13 protein-coding genes and 1 pseudogene are annotated in these 16,600 nt (G+C 43.0%); 6 read left to right on the top strand and 8 right to left on the bottom strand.

Going from position 1 to position 16,600, the window contains the following annotated elements; genetic code table 11:
* Positions 1-221 precede the first annotated feature (221 nt).
* The gene (locus tag QM629_RS18075) at positions 222-1,340 is read left to right on the top strand and encodes a glycosyltransferase (RefSeq protein WP_415161299.1); all 1,119 of its coding nucleotides are present in this window, start codon (positions 222-224) and stop codon (positions 1,338-1,340) included.
* Between the two features lie 127 nt (positions 1,341-1,467).
* A complete protein-coding gene (gene rsmG, locus QM629_RS18070) occupies positions 1,468-2,094 on the top strand; it encodes a 16S rRNA (guanine(527)-N(7))-methyltransferase RsmG (RefSeq protein WP_415161298.1) in 627 nt (208 codons plus the stop codon).
* Between the two features lie 91 nt (positions 2,095-2,185).
* On the opposite strand, the gene QM629_RS18065 is transcribed toward rsmG, so the two are convergent.
* Both QM629_RS18065 and QM629_RS18060 read right to left on the bottom strand, forming a co-directional pair.
* Complete coding sequence (locus QM629_RS18065; protein WP_415161297.1) at positions 2,186-2,989, bottom strand: S1C family serine protease; 804 nt, start codon at positions 2,987-2,989, stop codon at positions 2,186-2,188.
* Positions 2,990-3,146: 157 nt separating this feature from the next.
* A complete protein-coding gene (locus QM629_RS18060) occupies positions 3,147-5,039 on the bottom strand; it encodes a DNA topoisomerase IV subunit B (protein ID WP_415161296.1) in 1,893 nt (630 codons plus the stop codon).
* Positions 5,040-5,622: 583 nt separating this feature from the next.
* Here QM629_RS18060 and QM629_RS18055 point away from each other — a divergent pair.
* From QM629_RS18055 to QM629_RS18045, 3 genes and pseudogenes are all read left to right on the top strand, one after another.
* Positions 5,623-6,639 carry a WD40/YVTN/BNR-like repeat-containing protein gene (locus QM629_RS18055; protein WP_415161295.1) on the top strand — a complete coding sequence of 339 codons (1,017 nt, stop codon included), beginning with the start codon at positions 5,623-5,625 and terminating at the stop codon, positions 6,637-6,639.
* Positions 6,640-7,114: 475 nt separating this feature from the next.
* Positions 7,115-7,327 (top strand): annotated as a pseudogene (locus tag QM629_RS18050) (M13-type metalloendopeptidase); the annotation flags it as partial.
* Between the two features lie 50 nt (positions 7,328-7,377).
* Positions 7,378-8,211, top strand: coding sequence for a universal stress protein (locus QM629_RS18045; RefSeq protein WP_415161294.1), 834 nt, complete (start codon positions 7,378-7,380; stop codon positions 8,209-8,211).
* A 140-nt stretch (positions 8,212-8,351) separates the two neighbouring features.
* Here QM629_RS18045 and QM629_RS18040 read toward each other — a convergent pair whose 3' ends face one another.
* Positions 8,352-9,437: a glycosyltransferase family protein gene (locus QM629_RS18040; RefSeq protein ID WP_415161293.1), complete on the bottom strand. Its 1,086-nt coding sequence runs from the start codon at positions 9,435-9,437 to the stop codon at positions 8,352-8,354.
* A gap of 210 nt (positions 9,438-9,647) precedes the next feature.
* Here QM629_RS18040 and QM629_RS18035 point away from each other — a divergent pair, with 210 nt between their 5' ends.
* A complete protein-coding gene (locus tag QM629_RS18035) occupies positions 9,648-9,893 on the top strand; it encodes a hypothetical protein (protein WP_415161292.1) in 246 nt (81 codons plus the stop codon).
* A 23-nt stretch (positions 9,894-9,916) separates the two neighbouring features.
* On the opposite strand, the gene QM629_RS18030 is transcribed toward QM629_RS18035, so the two are convergent.
* The 5 genes from QM629_RS18030 to QM629_RS18010 all read right to left on the bottom strand — a co-directional run bounded on the left by QM629_RS18030 (position 9,917) and on the right by QM629_RS18010 (position 16,446).
* Complete coding sequence (locus QM629_RS18030; protein ID WP_415161291.1) at positions 9,917-11,173, bottom strand: pyridoxal phosphate-dependent aminotransferase; 1,257 nt, start codon at positions 11,171-11,173, stop codon at positions 9,917-9,919.
* Between the two features lie 160 nt (positions 11,174-11,333).
* Positions 11,334-12,134: an enoyl-CoA hydratase/isomerase family protein gene (locus QM629_RS18025; RefSeq protein ID WP_415161290.1), complete on the bottom strand. Its 801-nt coding sequence runs from the start codon at positions 12,132-12,134 to the stop codon at positions 11,334-11,336.
* A 370-nt stretch (positions 12,135-12,504) separates the two neighbouring features.
* A complete protein-coding gene (locus QM629_RS18020; RefSeq protein ID WP_415161289.1) occupies positions 12,505-13,842 on the bottom strand; it encodes a TldD/PmbA family protein in 1,338 nt (445 codons plus the stop codon).
* A gap of 109 nt (positions 13,843-13,951) precedes the next feature.
* Positions 13,952-15,586: a TldD/PmbA family protein gene (locus QM629_RS18015; RefSeq protein WP_415161288.1), complete on the bottom strand. Its 1,635-nt coding sequence runs from the start codon at positions 15,584-15,586 to the stop codon at positions 13,952-13,954.
* 269 nt (positions 15,587-15,855) lie between these two features.
* The gene (locus QM629_RS18010; protein ID WP_415161287.1) at positions 15,856-16,446 is read right to left on the bottom strand and encodes an acetate uptake transporter; all 591 of its coding nucleotides are present in this window, start codon (positions 16,444-16,446) and stop codon (positions 15,856-15,858) included.
* Between the last annotated feature and the right edge of the window lie 154 nt (positions 16,447-16,600).

Raw genomic sequence — 16,600 nt, 5'->3', positions numbered from 1 at the left:
TCCAGGTTAATACAGGATTGTATCAGGCGGTTAAAACTTTAAGTCAACAGCATTAATATTCTGGTGCTTATACAGGCCGTATAGATCAATGATTTCTAAAAGTGCAGGCAACTTCATTGTTATTCGTACCTGCCATACTATTTTTGGCGCTGCATTTTCAACTTATCCACATAAGTAAAACACATTCATCACAAATACAGCGCGTAACTACTTTTGTTTAAATGGCCTTTCATTACACATATATTTTTCCGTTCCTTCTGGCAGTTGCAGCAATGGTGCAGCTTTGGTATTACCTGCACTTCTTTTACAGGCTGGTGAGCTATCAGCCCAAAGAAAAAACAGCGTCTCAGCAATATCCTGTTTCTGTTATTATCTGTGCAAAGAACGAAGCGGGGAACCTCGTAAATAACCTGCCGGGCATACTGGTGCAGGATTACCGCACCACGCATGAAGTGATCGTGGTGAATGATAACTCAACCGATGAATCAAAGTTCATACTGGAAGAATTTCAGCGGGGATTTAAAAACCTTACCATTATACCGCTAAAGCAGGAAGCCAAAGGCATTCCCGGCAAAAAATTCCCGTTGTCCGTTGGTATAAAATCAGCCAGACATGAGATCGTTTTATTAACCGATGCAGACTGCATCCCGGCCAGCGAGCACTGGCTTGAAAAAATGCAGGACGGCTATGAGCCCGGTATTGAAATAGTATTGGGCTATGGCGCCTATAAAAAATACCCGGGCTTTTTAAACAAGCTCATCCGTTTTGAAACATTTCATACAGCGCTTCAGTATTTTTCTTATGCACTGGCAGGCAGGCCATATATGGGCGTGGGCAGAAATTTATCATACCGGAAAAACACTTTTCTTGCCAATAAAGGTTTTTCAACCATTAACCATATACCAAGCGGCGATGATGATCTTTTCATCAACATGGTGGCCACCAGAACAAATACGGCGATTGTAACAGACCAGGAAGCGCACACATTAAGCGAGCCGCATAAAACCTGGAATAGCTGGATGCAGCAGAAAAACCGCCATTATACAACCGCCAAATTTTACAAGCCGGGACATAAGCGACTGCTTTCTGTGTATGCAACCATGCAAACCATTATTTACCCGTTAACCATTGCAACGGCCATATTCTTTAACTGGTATATTGCCGTAGGCATATTTGCCATGCGGCTTGCCGTGCAGGCTGCAATATGGCATAAAACCATGAAGCGCCTGAATGAAGCCGACCTGTTTCGCTGGTTCTTTGTGTTTGATGCATGGATGTTTGTATATAATCTGTTCTTCTTTCCTGCTTTATTCAGGAGGCCTTCACGCAAGTGGGACTGATCAAAAGCATTCCTTTGTTTTAGTTTAATTTTCTGTCATGCAACATTTTGAACCATGAGCATACGGCGAAGGTGGATAACCCGGCGGGCCTTACAGCAATCTTTTATCAGCGATATAATATCAGTTAATGGAATACATCACGCAATATTTTTCCGGTTTTACAGAGGTACAGTTAAAACAGCTTGAACAACTGCAAAGCCTGTACAGCGAATGGAATGAAAAGATAAATGTTATCTCAAGAAAAGACATTGAACATTTATACCTGAAGCATGTATTGCATGCATTAAGCATTGCTGCTGTCTTTGATTTCGTTGATGGCACTTCTGTTATTGATATTGGCACCGGCGGTGGTTTTCCGGGCATACCATTGGCCATTTATTTCCCCAATGTATATTTTCATTTGGTTGACAGCATCGGCAAAAAGCTGAAAGTAGTGGAAGCGGTTGCGGCGGCCATTGAATTAAAAAATGTAACCGTGCAGCATATCCGCGCCGAAGAAATAAGGAACCGGAAATTTGATTTTGCTGTTTCGCGGGCTGTAGCGCCGTTAAAAGAGCTTTGGAAATGGAGTAAGCCTTTGCTTCAGAAAAATAATAAAAATGAATTTGCCAACGGGCTTATTTGTTTAAAAGGCGGCGACCTGGCACAGGAAATTTTTGAAAGCGGTTTAAAGCCCAATCAAATTCCGCTCGAAGAAATTTTTAAGGAAGATTATTTTAAAGAGAAGTATATGCTGTATGTAAAGGCTGTTTGAGGGTATGCGTGCAAGAGCCCGCGGCGGGTTTGCGCTAATTGCGAGGGGGGTGAGTGGTCAGTTGGGAGTGCCGGCAACTTACACTTTAACCCTAATTATACCGGTCATCTTTTATACCGCGCTTTTTTAAAATGCTTTTAATGATGTTATAAACAGTATTGGCAGGCATGGCAAAGCCATAACCAATTGAAGCAGCAGTGGGTGATATAATAGCGGTATTAATGCCCACCAATTCTCCATTGGTATTTACAAGTGCGCCGCCACTGCTGCCAAAATTAATAACAGCATCGGTTTGTATATAAGCGCTCCCAGGGCTGCCAGTTTGTGAAGGTTTGGCACTGATGATGCCTGCTGTTATTGTTTCATCAAGGCTCCAGGGATAACCGATAGCCAGCACCCAATCCCCTACCCTGGCAACATCGCTGTTGCCAAAAGGTATCGCATCCAAATTGTTCTGATTTATTTTAAGCAAGGCCAGGTCATGGGCAGCATCAATTCCCACCAGTTCAGCATCATATAATCTCCTGTCTGGCAAGGTTACCCGAACAGACGATGCGTCTTTCACCACATGATTATTGGTTATAATGAAACCGTTCCTGCTGATAATAACACCACTGCCACTGCCGGATATGCGCTCGCTCTCCTCTATATAAAGGCCGTTATCTGCAAGCCTGCTTTTTACCCAAACATGTACCACCGAACCTGCAGCAGCCGTTGCAGCCGTAAAACCGTCAGGGCTGTTTTCTGCTGGCGTAAAATAGCCGGCAAACTTTGAATAATTGCGCGAAACAGGCGCCCCGCCCTCTTTGCCTTGAAAAGCGCCCAGTTTCATAAAACAAAAAAATATAAGAAGGCTTATTGCAAAGGCAATAATGCAGGCGCTTAACAATTTCATTGCGGATGATTTTGGAAGTCAAGTTAGGGTGGATAGCCTTGCCTTGTATAAGGCGGCCATTATTTTAGCAAATGTTTCACGAAAACATTCGTATTTTATAAAGAATCAAATTTTAGTTTGCTTATAAACCTTGTAATGCACTTAATGCCAGCGTGCATCAGGCCACAGGCGCTTCCTCCACCAGATCCATTTCCACCCTTAAATTATCAATTATAAATTCCTGGCGCTGCTGTGTATTCTTGCCCATGTAGTACTCAAGCAATTGCTGAATATGCTCGCCCTGTTCCAGGATCACCGGCTGCAGGCGCATATCTGCAGCAATAAACTTTTCAAATTCTTCCGGCGATATTTCGCCCAAACCCTTAAACCGCGTTATCTCAGGCCTGCCGCCCAGCTTTTTAATGGCCGACTGTTTTTCACTTTCATCATAACAATAAATCGTTTCCTTTTTATCTCGTACCCGAAACAAGGGTGTTTCCAGAATATGCACATGGCCGCGTTTTACAAGATCGGGAAAGAACTGTAAAAAGAACGTCATTATCAGCAGGCGAATGTGCATGCCATCCACATCGGCATCGGTGGCAATCACAACATTGTTGTATCGCAAACCTTCCAGGCCATCTTCAATATTCAATGCATGCTGCAATAAATTAAACTCTTCATTTTCGTACACGATCTTCTTGGTTAATCCATAACTGTTCAGGGGCTTGCCGCGCAGGCTGAACACGGCCTGTGTTTCCACATTGCGGGCCTTGGTGATGGAGCCGCTGGCGCTATCGCCTTCCGTAATAAACAGGGTGGAATTATTCTGCTGCTCAATAAATGCATCCTTGTTTTTGGATGGCGGCTCATCGTTCAGGTGCACATGGCAGTCGCGTAATTTTTTGTTGTGCAGGTTCGCTTTTTTAGCGCGTTCATTCGCCAGTTTTTTTATGCCTGCCAGTTCCTTTCTTTCCCGCTCGCTTTGTTCAATACGTTTCTTTAATGCATCGGCGATCTGTGTATTGCGATGAAGAAAATTATCCAGCTCTTTCGACAAAAAATCCTGCACAAAATTCTTCATGCCCGGACCGCCTTCATACACGGTTTGCGAGCCGAGCTTTGTTTTTGTCTGGCTTTCAAACACAGGTTCCTGCACCCGCACAGAAATGGCTGCCACAATGCTTTGGCGTATATCGGCCGCTTCATAATCTTTCTTAAAAAAATCACGGATCGTTTTCACGTAAGCTTCACGAAAAGCCTGCTGGTGCGTGCCGCCCTGCGTGGTATATTGGCCGTTCACAAACGAAAACAGGTCTTCTCCATAATCATTGTTGTGCGAAATGGCCACTTCAATATCATCGCCTTTTAAATGAATAACCGGGTAGCGAAGTTCATCCGGATTGGTTTTACGTTGCAGCAGATCGAGCAGGCCATTTTTGCTTACATAACGCCTGCCGTTTAAATTAATAACCAGGCCTGCATTCAGATAGCAATAATTCCAAAGCTGGTTATCCAGGTATTCATGTATAAAATGAAAATTCTTGAACACGGTTTCATCGGGTATGAACGTTATCAGCGTGCCGTTGTCTTCACCGCTCTTTGTTTCTTTATGTTCTTTAATTAAAACACCCTTTTCAAACTCCGCGGTCTTCACTTTGCCTTCGCGAAAGCTATCCACTTTAAAATAAGCGCTCAGTGCATTTACCGCCTTTGTGCCCACGCCATTCAGGCCCACGCTTTTTTGAAACGCCTTGCTGTCATACTTGGCGCCCGTGTTTATCTTGCTTACCACATCCACCACTTTGCCCAGCGGGATGCCACGGCCATAATCACGCACGGTTACAGTTTTGCCCTGTATGTTTATGTCAACATGTTTGCCATAACCCATCGTGTGCTCATCAATGCAGTTATCAATCACTTCTTTCACCAGCACATAAATGCCATCGTCCGGTGACGAGCCATCACCCAGTTTACCAATATACATACCCGGCCTCAAACGAATATGCTCCCGCCAGTCAAGGCTCTTAATGCTTTCTTCTGTATAATCAAACAAATCTTTCTCTGCCATATTTTTTATAAAGCCAATTTTTCAATTGGCTGATTTTTATGTTTATGTTACCGGCAGTTGATACGTTGGGCAGTCCGCCGCCGCGGATTACTCCCTTCAACTGCAGGAATGCCATTGAGCAAACCGCTCAGCGCTGCAAAGTCTCCGGGCCATAGCTGTTCGAAACCATTTTCTTAAAGCCTCAAGAGGCTTAACGTGTGTACAATGCTGTTCGTAATGTTTCTTTACCGTTCCATTGGAACGGAACGTTTACACGCACCACACCTACGGTGTGGAAATCCCCCCTGGCACAATATTTCTACACACGGGGGCGATCATACGGATCGCGGATAGCTAATGCAGGTTTCGAACACTTGTGGTCAGGAGACGTCGCAGTTCTATGCGATAAGTCGCCAGACTTTTCTGCAAGCCTTATGCATGTAACAGCCCACGCTGGCAAAAATAATATTACACACACCAAAGCAATTTAAAGTTTTCAAAAAAAACGCTTATTGTATAGTAATACACCTATGTTTATAAGTTACACTTGTTAAAATGGTACGAAGGTTGCAACCTTGCAGAAATCTAAGCAAAATCATCTCTCATGAAGCACCTCGCACTGTTCATGGCCTTCATCTCCTGCATTTTTGTTTGCAGGGCGCAGCATATAAAAATTTTAACTTCAAACGATAAAGTATCATTAAGAGGTTTAAGTGTTGTTAACGATAACGTGATATGGGCAAGCGGCAGTAAAGGCCAGGTGGCGCGAAGCACCGATGGCGGAAAAAGCTTTGAATGGCTTACCGTTAAGAATTATGAACAGCGCGATTTCCGCGATATAGAAGCTTTTGATGCCGGCACAGCCGTTATCATTGCAGTAGATTCCCCGGCGCTTATCCTGAAAACAAAAGACGGGGGCAAAACATGGCTGCCCGTTTTTCGCGATGACCGCCCCGGCATGTTTTTAGACGCCATGAGCTTTACAGAAGACGGCAATGGCATAGTGGTGGGCGACCCGATAGACAATAGATTGTTTATTGGCATGACAACAAACTATGGCGATAAATGGCTGCCGCTGAAAGAAACGGACAATGAATATGTAGCGGCAAACGGCGAAGCTTTTTTTGCATCCAGCGGAACGAATATTAAATTACGGGGCAATAAAAATCACCCCTTCATTTATTTTGTTACCGGCGGCATAGATTCCAGGCTGTTTGTTAATGGTTCCCCGGCAGGCTTAAACATTATTCATGGATCAGGATCTACAGGCGCCAATTCGGTTGATGTGGATCCTACCATGAAAAAAATTGCCATTGTGGGCGGCGATTATACAAACGATACACTTACCAAGAACAATATTGAAATTTTTACCATAGATGGTGAACGTTTATTGCAGGCGCCGGTGCAAACGCCGCCCCATGGTTACAGGAGTTGTGTAACATTTTTAACGCCCAATGTTTTAATAACCTGCGGCACCAGCGGCGTGGATGTTTCCATGGATGGCGGCCTGAACTGGAAGCTTATTTCAGGAGAAAGTTTCCATGTATGCGCCAAAGCCAAAAAGGGCAAAGCTGTTTTTCTGGCGGGCAAAGACGGAAGGATTGCTACAGTGCTGAACTGATATAATTTTTTGCTTCATCACCGGCATATCCTTTATTCTCCTTTTCCAGTGTCAAAATGCTTGTCAGGCCCGCGTAAAATCCATCATCATCATTGCCATGAAAAGGATGCCTTGCCTGCATTTAAAGCGTTGTTCAAAATGCTATAAAGCAAAGCTGCAATGACAGCTTTTTTCTTCATCAAACAATTGCGGCAATTCTTTTATACTGTAAAGCATATAACTTTAGCAAATAATAAGAAGCTGTTTAAACTTTTTTCGCACGGAGCACACAAAGCCAACAGAGTAGCTTCATTGCTCTGTGTGTTCCTTCGCTCTGTGCGAAAAATCGCTAAACCCCTGTAAAGAATTAAATTTTCAAACAGCTTCCAAGATCATAAAGCATGCATGCTTTAATTATTTAACCTGTTTCAGCATGTCGCCCGCCCACCATCAATGCTTATTATAATCCATCAAATAATGAAATGGCTTTACACCCGACCAACGCTTCTTTTTAAGCTGGGCGCAGGTTTGGCGGGTAAATATTTTACCCGATTTTGCCGCACAGTTAATATTAACCGATCCCCATGCGCCTGGCATGTACCGCTGCAATGGCCCGGTAAGCAATATAGATGCCTGGTATGCAGCCTTTGATGTGCAGCCAGGCAACAAAATGTATAAACCGGAGGCGGAAAGAATTAAAGTGTGGTAACACCCTCGTTACAAAATAAAAATTACTTTTAACCATATAAAACAATATACATGAAGAGCATACTTATCCCAACCGATTTTTCAGATACATCTTACCATACCATATCTTACGGCATTGCATTGGCAAAAGCACTGAGCACAGAGAAGATCGTTATATACAATGCCTATCAGCCTTATGTTCCCGAAGACCCGGAATATAACCCGGTTTCATTAAGTGATTTGGAGCTATATAAAGAGATAGGCGAGCAGGGCATGCAAAAAATAAAGGATGTATTCCAGGGCGGGATGCCGTCTTCCATAGAATTAATATGCGAAGTGGATTATAATGTTGTTGAAAGCGGCATTATAGAAGTGAGTGAAAAATATAATGCAGGCCTTATTATTATGAATGTAAGCTCAACAGGCGCATTGGAAAACCTTTTATTTGGCAGCACAGCCGTAAGTTTATCAAGGCATAGTAAAATACCGGTGCTTATTGTGCCTGCAGAAGCAAAATTCACAAAGCTGGATAAGATGCTGCTGGCAATAGACCTTAAAAACACAAAAACAATTTCTCCTATCCCCCATATCAGGCAGTTGCTGGATATCACCCATGCACAATTGGATGCCTTGCATGTATTGGTGCATGAAAAAGATACAGAAGAGGTAAGGGAAGAAGATATTGAATTTTTGAAAACCAATTTTGCCGGTTATAAAACGCAATACTTTGTGGAAAAAGCGCATACTTTAACAGACGGCATTAATGATTTTGCAGACGAGCATCAATCGGACATGATTATTATGATACCCAAAAAACGCGGCTGGCTGGAAAGTATTTTCAGGCGCAGCGAAAGTAAAGCCATAGTATTTCACAGTCATGTTCCTGTGCTGGCCATTCGTGAATAATTAATATTCCCTGCTGAAAAATGCCCGAAACATTAAACGATATAAATCTCAAAGACCGGTCAGAAGCTGCAAAGCGTTTTTTCAGCACTGGCGCAGCAAAGCCATATACCTTTAGAAAACAACAATTATTAATTCGCTGATTATAGCCTTTCAATAAAATCATTTAGCACATCTTTATATTGTTCCATATTTATTTCAGGCAGCGTATAATTAAATAAGGTTGCTTTTTTAAGATGCAGTTTAAAATCATCATCCTGGTTAAACGTATAACTCCAGTTCTGGCTGAATAAATGTTTGGCGAGATATTCCTGTTCGGTCTGGCCGGGCGTTGGAATAAAAACAGATTTTTTTTGAAGCGATAAAACTTCCATTACAGTTGTATAACCACACCGGCTTATTATAAACTCGCTTTGCTGCATAGCAGTTTGCATTTCTTCGGTGCCCAGATGGTTGAAGAGCATGCAATTGGAAGATGCCGGCTTTTGACTGTCGTCGCCCGGAAGCCCGCGTACGATCATGAACTTATCGTTTATTTTAGCGGCCAGCTCAAGTATTTTGCCTTCAAAAATTGAACGTTGCGGTTCCGGGCCCGAGATAATGACCATCCATTTATAGTTTATAGTTACGGCATTGATCTTTTTTAATCTTGAAAGCGGACCGATATATTTTGAAGGAATGGCCGGCATTTTTGGCGGATGCGAAAGCGCACCGGCAATATTTAACTTTCCGTTTAGATCGGGTATCCAGCATTCATTAAAACAATTGATGAAACTGTAATTATAATGTTGCAACATCCTGTCAAGCCATGTAATATTGGTTTGAATAGAAAGCTGGTGCGTTATGAAAACAGATGTGATTGTTCTGGAATAAAGCCCGTAACGGTTATCTGAAATAACAGCATCAAATGCATATTTGTTCTGCATCTCGCATAACCATTTATTTTCATACCTGATTATTTTCAGGATTTTAGGAACCTGCAATAAAATTTTGCAGGGCAAAAAACGTTTATTTCCTGAATAAGAAATTTCATAACCGGGCAGGTTTAAGAATGTAATTCCGGCAAACTCGTTCTCTAATAATTTTCTTGTTTTTCCTGAAGCTGCAACCGTAATATCGCATTTTAGTTTTTGCAGATTTTGTATGAGAACGATGCACCTTGTTGCATGACCAAGGCCCCAGTCAAGCGGCGCAATTAAAATTTTTTTTGCGTGCAGATTTTTGTTCAAAAAAAAAAATTGTTTTTTTGCTTAAAAACTGTGTAGTTTAGAAATTGCAAAATAATGAAGAGGGAATTAAAATTGGGTTTTTTTATTATGATGCTAACGATTGGATTTGCTTTATCTTGCAGCCCCAGCAGCCGTACTAAATGTGGTTGTCCTCCCGTAAGACGAAGTGTAGGATAAATAAATTTTTTAAAAGTAAAATTCAGGTGAACTATGAACCCCCGTAGAGACCTGCTGGTACTTACAAAAAAGGAAAAACTGAACAGGCAGGAGCTTGAGCATGAAATTGAGCTTTTGAATAACCTGTTTTTTAAAGTGGAAAGCTCTGAAACTTATTGCAGTGCTAATGAAGTTATTGACGTGAACCGTTATAAAGTGATCACAAAACTTCAAAAAGTAAAGCAGGTTTTAAGAGGGTACAGACACAAACCTTTTGTATTTATCAGCAATAAGAATTAGTTAATGATCTTGCCCCGGATTGTTTATTGCAATGCCAGCAATGCTTGTCTTAATTCCGCCAGAAAGGGTGCTATATCTTCCATTTTGCAGGTTCCGATGCTCAGTCTGTACCAGGGAGAATTGGCAGCCGCCCCAAAAGCATAAAAAGGAACAACAGCAAGTTTTGCTTTCCCCAATAAGTACCCGGTTACATCTGATTGTGTTTTTAATAATCCGCCTGTTGTCAATTTGCCCGCCAGGTCAAATTTTACTGTTAAGTAAATGGCGGCCTGCGGCGTTATTACGTCAACATTAAAGCCTTCGTTTTTGAGGGCGGTTAATCCGTTGTAAACATCCCGGAGCCGCAATTCCAGCTGGGCTTTAAATGCACTGAAATGTTGTTGCACCAATTCTTTTTGGGGCAGGTATTGCGCTGTTGCATGTTGCTCCGCCATAGGCGCCCAGGCGCCGATATGGCTTAAAAAGGCTTTCATTTTAGCAAGCACCTGCGCCGGGCCAAAAGCCCAGCCCACACGCACACCGGTAGCCGCAAAAGCTTTTGAGATGCCATCTATAAAAATGGTGTAAGCCCGCATTTCAGGATGCAGCGAAACCGGGTTATAATGTTCAATATTGCCGTAGGTAAGCGTCCAGTACATCTGGTCAAACATCAAATACAACTTCTTTTCATCAGCTCCCCTCCTCTCATTTTCATCAATAATAAGCCGGCATATTTTTGAAAGCGATTCTTTTGTAAGGGTGGTGCCTGTGGGGTTTTGCGGCGTGCATAAACAAACCAGGGCGGCATCTTTTATATGCGGTGCAATGTCTTCCGCCGTTGGCATAAAATTATTTTCAGGCCTGGCCTCAATTATACAATGCCGGCCTTTATGCAGGTTTGTATAATGGTTATTGTTCCATGACGGCGCCGCATAGATCACTTTATCGCCTTCATCAACCACGGTTTTAAACAGCGTATAGATTAATGGCCTGCCGCCCGAAGCAATTAAAATTTCTGAAGGTGCATAATCAAGCTGCTCCCATTCATGTAAGAAGGCGGAAACAGCCTCACGCAATTCTATAATGCCTTCTGCTGCGGGGTAGCTGGTATAATGATCTGTATAACATTGAATGATGCGTTCTTCCAGCGCCGCTGGTATGGGGAATACATGGGGATCAAAATCGCCGATGGTAAAATTGAAAATTTTTTCTCCTTTGCGTTTACGTTCGTTTATTTCATTTCCCAAGCGAACAATCTCGCTGCCTATCATATTTTCTGCAAGCCTGCTTAGCTTTTCCATTTTCGAGGTTTGGTACAAAAATAAGGTTTGAAAAACTGTATGGCTATATTAAGAACCTGCCTGCACTTTATACGGCCAATGCAATTATCACCGGTAAAAACTTCCTGCATGTTTACCGGTTGGTGTGCCACATCAGCCTTGTAATATCCGGCTTGTGTTCCTAGTTAGCGGGGTGCTTGCTGCGGGCGTCCATTTTCTGTTTAAATGCTGCTATGGCATTTTTGCTGAATTCACTTAATACCAGCCTGCTGCTGATGGCAGCCCTTTCATGCAAAAATTCATCCCAGTGCTCGGTACCTTTCCACAAATCATTTTTGAGCGTTGTGATTGCCTTCGGATTGGTATGGGTTAGAAAAATGGAGAGCTTTAATATGGCTTCATCCATACTTGTAATATCAGGATGCAACTCTGCATATAAATTTCTCCGCTTGGCCCAGTCGCTGCTACGCCAGGAAGCCGCATCAATCGCCAGCTGGCTAAAGGCAGCCGTATTGATCTTGCGTTCAATAACCGGTCCCACCACAAATGGACCTATGCCTATGGCAAGCTCGCTTAGCCGCACATCGGCGCCGGATACTGCGATGGCATAATCGCAGGCGGCAACCAAACCTACGCCCCCGCCAATGCATTTGCCCTGCACCCGCACTATAATAACCCTGGGGCATTTGCGCATGGCATTGATAACATTGGCAAAGCCGCTGAAAAAATGTACGCCTTCCGCTTCGGTTTTAATGTTAGCCATTTCATCGAAAGATGCGCCTGAACAAAATACGCCTTCACCGGCGCTGCGCAGCACAATAACCCTGCATTCATCGTCATGCCCGGCAACATGAATGGATTTGGCAAGCTCATCCAAAATTTTATAGGGTAGAGAATTTCCCTGCGGATGAAAAAATTCTATGGTTGTTACGCCCTGGTGCATTTCGGTCTTTACATAACCTTCCTGTATCTCGTGTATCATAATGACAACAATTTGAAATAGTAAATTATGAAAAAATACTATAAGTAAATGTTATTATACATGTCCCCGGAAAATGCGCATTCATTTTAGGAAACAGGCTTACCGGAAGGTTAAAAACCAGTATCATGCCAATAATAAATTTACCGTTTCAGGGTTGTCTGCCTTGCTGATGCAATGGTATTATTTGGTACAATCAGTCTATGCATGGCAATTTTTAGAAGCCGTTTGAGACAACAGGGACAATATAATTTCTCTGTTAACTCTTTTACTCTGTGCGAAAAATTGCTAAATCCCTGTAAAGAATTAAATTTTCAAACAGAAAATTATTCGCAGTTTTTAAACGGGAGTTTTTATAAAGAAGGAAACCTGATCACACCGCGTCAGACAGGGAACTGAAAGTAAAGTCTCTTATTTTCATAGGTGGTATTAAAACATGCATGCCCGATTCCCCGCTTACTGTTCTTTCAGGAATGCCCAGCGCTTCAATATTGTTGAGCATGATAACCGGGCTTTCATTAAACCTGAAATTTTTTACAGGATATTTTATTTCCCCGTTTTCAATATAAAATGTACCATCCCGGGTAAGGCCGGTTTGCAATACCGTTTGCGGATCTACTTCGCGTATGTACCAAAGCCTAGTGACCAGTATGCCTTTCTCGGTGCTTTTAATTAAATCTTCCAGCGGCTGTGCACCGCCTTCCATAATAATAGCATCGGGTTGCGGAACGGCTTTCACACCTTGTTTTTGCGCCCAGTAACGGGAATAAAACAAATTTTTCATCACCCCTTTATCAACCCAAGTTATTTTTTCCTGCGGCCGCCCATCATCCGCCCATGCGCTTGTTGGCAGATCAGGATTCCACGGATCTGAATAAATGGTCACACGCTCATCTACCAGTTTTTCGCCAAGCCTTGTACCGCCACCGGCTTTGCTCATAAAACTCCTGCCTTCATCGGCGCTTCTTCCATCCATATTAAAAAACATGGTTTCCAGTAACACGATGGCTGCTGTCGGCTCAAGTATCACCGTATATTTCCCAGGTTCCAATGCTTTGGCGTCAACAGAGCCTGTCGCTTTTTTCGCAGCAATGCCAGTGAGGCTTTTTACATCTAATTTTGATACATCGTTGTACCCTTTGGAAGCATAGCCGGAACCTTTGCCATCCTGCGTGCGCAACGTAAGATTAAAGTTTATATTGGTAGCCGTATTATAGGCAAATAAACCTTTGGAGTTCATCATGGCGGAATAGCCCGCACTGTTCTCGAGGTAACCGGCCGCAATTAAATTATTATCTTTTGATACCTGCAGGCTGTCGCTTACTGCATCTGTCCTGAATTTGGGATTGATGGCTGCCGTGGCTTCTATATATGTTCTTGAAGGCGCAGCATATTCCTGCGGGCCGAGAATAGAAACATATTCCGGGTTTTCCGGTGCAAGCTGCGCCAGCTCTTCTGAGCGCCTTACCACTTTTTCAAGGGAAGCGTCATCAAAGTCATTAATGGTTGCCACCCCAAGCTTTTTTCCGTAAGCAGAGCTTACCACGAGTGAGCTTTGGGTAACGCCGCTGCTGGTTGATACAGCATTGCGGGCATAGCGGATATTACCGCCATCGCTGCTGCCAATATTTACTTCGCACTCGTCGGCTTTTGAATAGCTTAATACTTTTTGTAATATAGCTTTTGCTTCCTGCTCTGTGAGTATGGCCATTTGATATTGGTTGAGTTTACTTATTAAATAGTTAATGACATCGGGATATTGGATATTAAAGGCTGAATTTAAAATCACGCAATATCTTAATATCCTAATACCCGGGCGCCTAAATCTTCCTCGCCGTATTAATCACATTTACGCCATTAAATCTTGCAGTGGAAGAACCGTGCGATACTGCGCTTGACTGCATTGGCTGGCCTTTGCCATCAAAAAAAGAACCGCCAAGCCGGTAATCTTTTTCATCGGCTACGGCTACGCAGGAATTCCAGAATTCCTGCGTATTGCTTTGATAAGCCACATCCTTCAGCATACCAACAATTTTTCCATCTTTTATTTCATAAAACAACTGGCCGCCAAACTGGAAGTTGTAACGTTGCTGATCTATAGAGAATGAACCATCGCCAATAATGTAAATGCCTTTCTCTACATTCTTTATCATATCGGCTACAGCCAACGGCGATTTGCCGGGAGCCAGCGAAACATTCGCCATGCGCTGAAACTGAATATCGGCCCAGCTTTGCGCATAACAGCAGCCCTGCGATGCATTCAGGCCAAGAATGTGCGCCTGATCGCGTATGGCCTGGTAATTTACCAGTATGCCTTCTTTAATCAAATCCCATTTTTGTGTGGCTACGCCTTCATCATCATAACCAACGGCGCCGAGTGAGCCCGGCTGAACCTTATCTGCAAAGATGTTGACGTTCTTACTGCCAAACTGAAAGTTTTTCGATTGCCACTTATCCAATGTAAGAAAGCTTGTGCCGGCAAAGTTGGCTTCATATCCTAACACACGGTCAAGCTCTGTGGGATGGCCAACAGATTCATGAATGGTTAACCATAAGTGCGAGGGATCGAGAATAAGATCATACTTGCCGGCCTCAACAGATTTTGCCTTTATTTTTTCACCGGCCTGCTGCCCGCCGAGCTTTGCATCTTCAATCATATCATAGCGGTTACGGTATAAGGTAGTTTGGCTGCTGATTTTTTCTGCTGCCGACGGCACCACATATTCATAGCCCATGCCCCGCGGCACACTTAAAGCATTGCGTGTTTCAAACTTGCCGGTTGCTGCATCAATTTTTGTAATAAAAAATGTTGGCCATATACGGTGAATATCCTGGTCTATATAGCTGCCATCGCTCGATGCGAAATATTTCTGCTCATTCACCAGAAACAATATTGAATTGATGTAATTGGCGCCGGCTTTCATTGCCGCAGCATTTACGCTCATCAGCAAATCAACCCTTTCTTTTACAGGCACTTCAAATGCATTTTTTTCAATCGGCGTTTTCCAGCTTACCTCGCCGTACCCTTTTTGCGGCGCCAGTTGCACGGGCTCTGTTAGCAGCCTTGCATTTTCTTTTGCTATCGCCACGGCAAGCTCCGCTGTTTTAGCAATGCTGTCTTTATCCATATTATCCGTAGCGGCAAAGCCCCAGCTGCCGTTGGCAATTACGCGAATGCCAATACCATACGATTCCGTGTTTACAATGTTCTCCACTTTATCTTCGCGGGTTACCACAAACTGGTTAAGATAGCGGCCAATGCGCACATCCGTATAAGCAGCGCCTTTGCTGCGGGCTGCATTCAATGCAACATCGGCCAGTTGTTTTTTAAGCGCTGCATCGCCCGGCTCCCAGGGCCTGTCGAGTGGTACAGCATTGCCGATGGCAGGTATATTGGCAAGCATGGAAGCGCCCATACCCATTCCGGTGATCTGTAGAAAATTCCTGCGTTTCAATTGGAGTTATTTTGAGGTGAAAAATAATTTTCTCTTTTGCCGATAGCTTTAATTATGGCAATATAAGCAGCGTTTAACATATTCAAGGATATTTTTTGATGAAAGGGAATCAATGTCGTTTAGTTAGCCGGACGGGCAGGAACGTTCAATTGTAAACATTGGTAAAATGTATATTGAATATTGATTATTGAATATTAATTATTGAATACTTCAAAATTAAAGCTTCATGTAATGGCTGCTTTGCATCAAGGAAAGGATATTTTTTTGTTTTATAACGGAAGTACTTTTTGTCCATACACTTCATTTATTACCTGTGCAACACTGCCATAAAATGCTGCGCCGCCGCAAACGATGCCTTCATAACCTGCAATGGTGCGCAAAGATTTATTGCCTGTAAAATCGCTTGCTGCCAGCAGGAAAAACAAGATGGTAAGTGTAAAAAAGATTATCTGCAATAAGCGGTTTAGTTTTAAGGTTCCGATAAACATAAAGAAAGTGAAAATACCCCACAATAATAAATACCAGGCTACAGCCGTTTCGCCCGATTTGAATGCGGCGCCAAAAGATGTTTCAGGTATCAGCCATAACGCTACCAGCGATAACCAGAATGAACCATACGCCGTGAATGCAGTTGCACCAAACGTATTGTTTTTTTTCCATTCCTGCAGGCCGGCAAATATTTGCGCAATGCCACCCATAAAAATGCCCATGCCCATTATCATGCTGTCAAGTTCATAAATACCGGCGTTATGAATATTAAGCAGAATAGTGGTCATACCAAACCCAAGCAGGCTTATCGGCGCCGGGTTAGCTGTAGTGTCTTTAATAACAATTGTTTGAGAAGAAGCATCGTTGGTCATATAAGCAAGTTTTAAAGTTTTAAAAATAAAAGTTAATGACTATCCGTTTTTTGGAAAAGGTCTGTACCATGGATTTTCCAGCGTTGCGACCAATACCCTGTCAAATAAACTCTGCCCAAAGAACCTTCGGTTAAACTTGTAACAAAATTCATTC

Origin of the sequence: Parafilimonas sp., from assembly GCF_047606085.1 — a bacterium.
Taxonomy (GTDB): domain Bacteria; phylum Bacteroidota; class Bacteroidia; order Chitinophagales; family Chitinophagaceae; genus Parafilimonas.
The sequence above is the reverse complement of the archived record's forward strand: the minus strand, read 5'-3'. Positions and strand labels throughout refer to the sequence as shown.

Excerpts from the sequence above, each read along its gene's own strand:
- QM629_RS18030 (WP_415161291.1), bottom strand. The coding sequence starts at position 11,173 with ATGGAAAAGCTAAGCAGGCTTGCAGAAAATATGATAGGCAGCGAGATT.
- QM629_RS18020 (WP_415161289.1), bottom strand. The coding sequence starts at position 13,842 with ATGGCCATACTCACAGAGCAGGAAGCAAAAGCTATATTACAAAAAGTA.
- QM629_RS18065 (WP_415161297.1), bottom strand. The coding sequence starts at position 2,989 with ATGAAATTGTTAAGCGCCTGCATTATTGCCTTTGCAATAAGCCTTCTT.
- QM629_RS18060 (WP_415161296.1), bottom strand. The coding sequence starts at position 5,039 with ATGGCAGAGAAAGATTTGTTTGATTATACAGAAGAAAGCATTAAGAGC.
- QM629_RS18075 (WP_415161299.1), top strand. The coding sequence starts at position 222 with ATGGCCTTTCATTACACATATATTTTTCCGTTCCTTCTGGCAGTTGCA.
- QM629_RS18055 (WP_415161295.1), top strand. The coding sequence starts at position 5,623 with ATGAAGCACCTCGCACTGTTCATGGCCTTCATCTCCTGCATTTTTGTT.
- QM629_RS18010 (WP_415161287.1), bottom strand. The coding sequence starts at position 16,446 with ATGACCAACGATGCTTCTTCTCAAACAATTGTTATTAAAGACACTACA.
- QM629_RS18025 (WP_415161290.1), bottom strand. The coding sequence starts at position 12,134 with ATGATACACGAGATACAGGAAGGTTATGTAAAGACCGAAATGCACCAG.
- rsmG (WP_415161298.1), top strand. The coding sequence starts at position 1,468 with ATGGAATACATCACGCAATATTTTTCCGGTTTTACAGAGGTACAGTTA.
- QM629_RS18035 (WP_415161292.1), top strand. The coding sequence starts at position 9,648 with ATGAACCCCCGTAGAGACCTGCTGGTACTTACAAAAAAGGAAAAACTG.
- QM629_RS18045 (WP_415161294.1), top strand. The coding sequence starts at position 7,378 with ATGAAGAGCATACTTATCCCAACCGATTTTTCAGATACATCTTACCAT.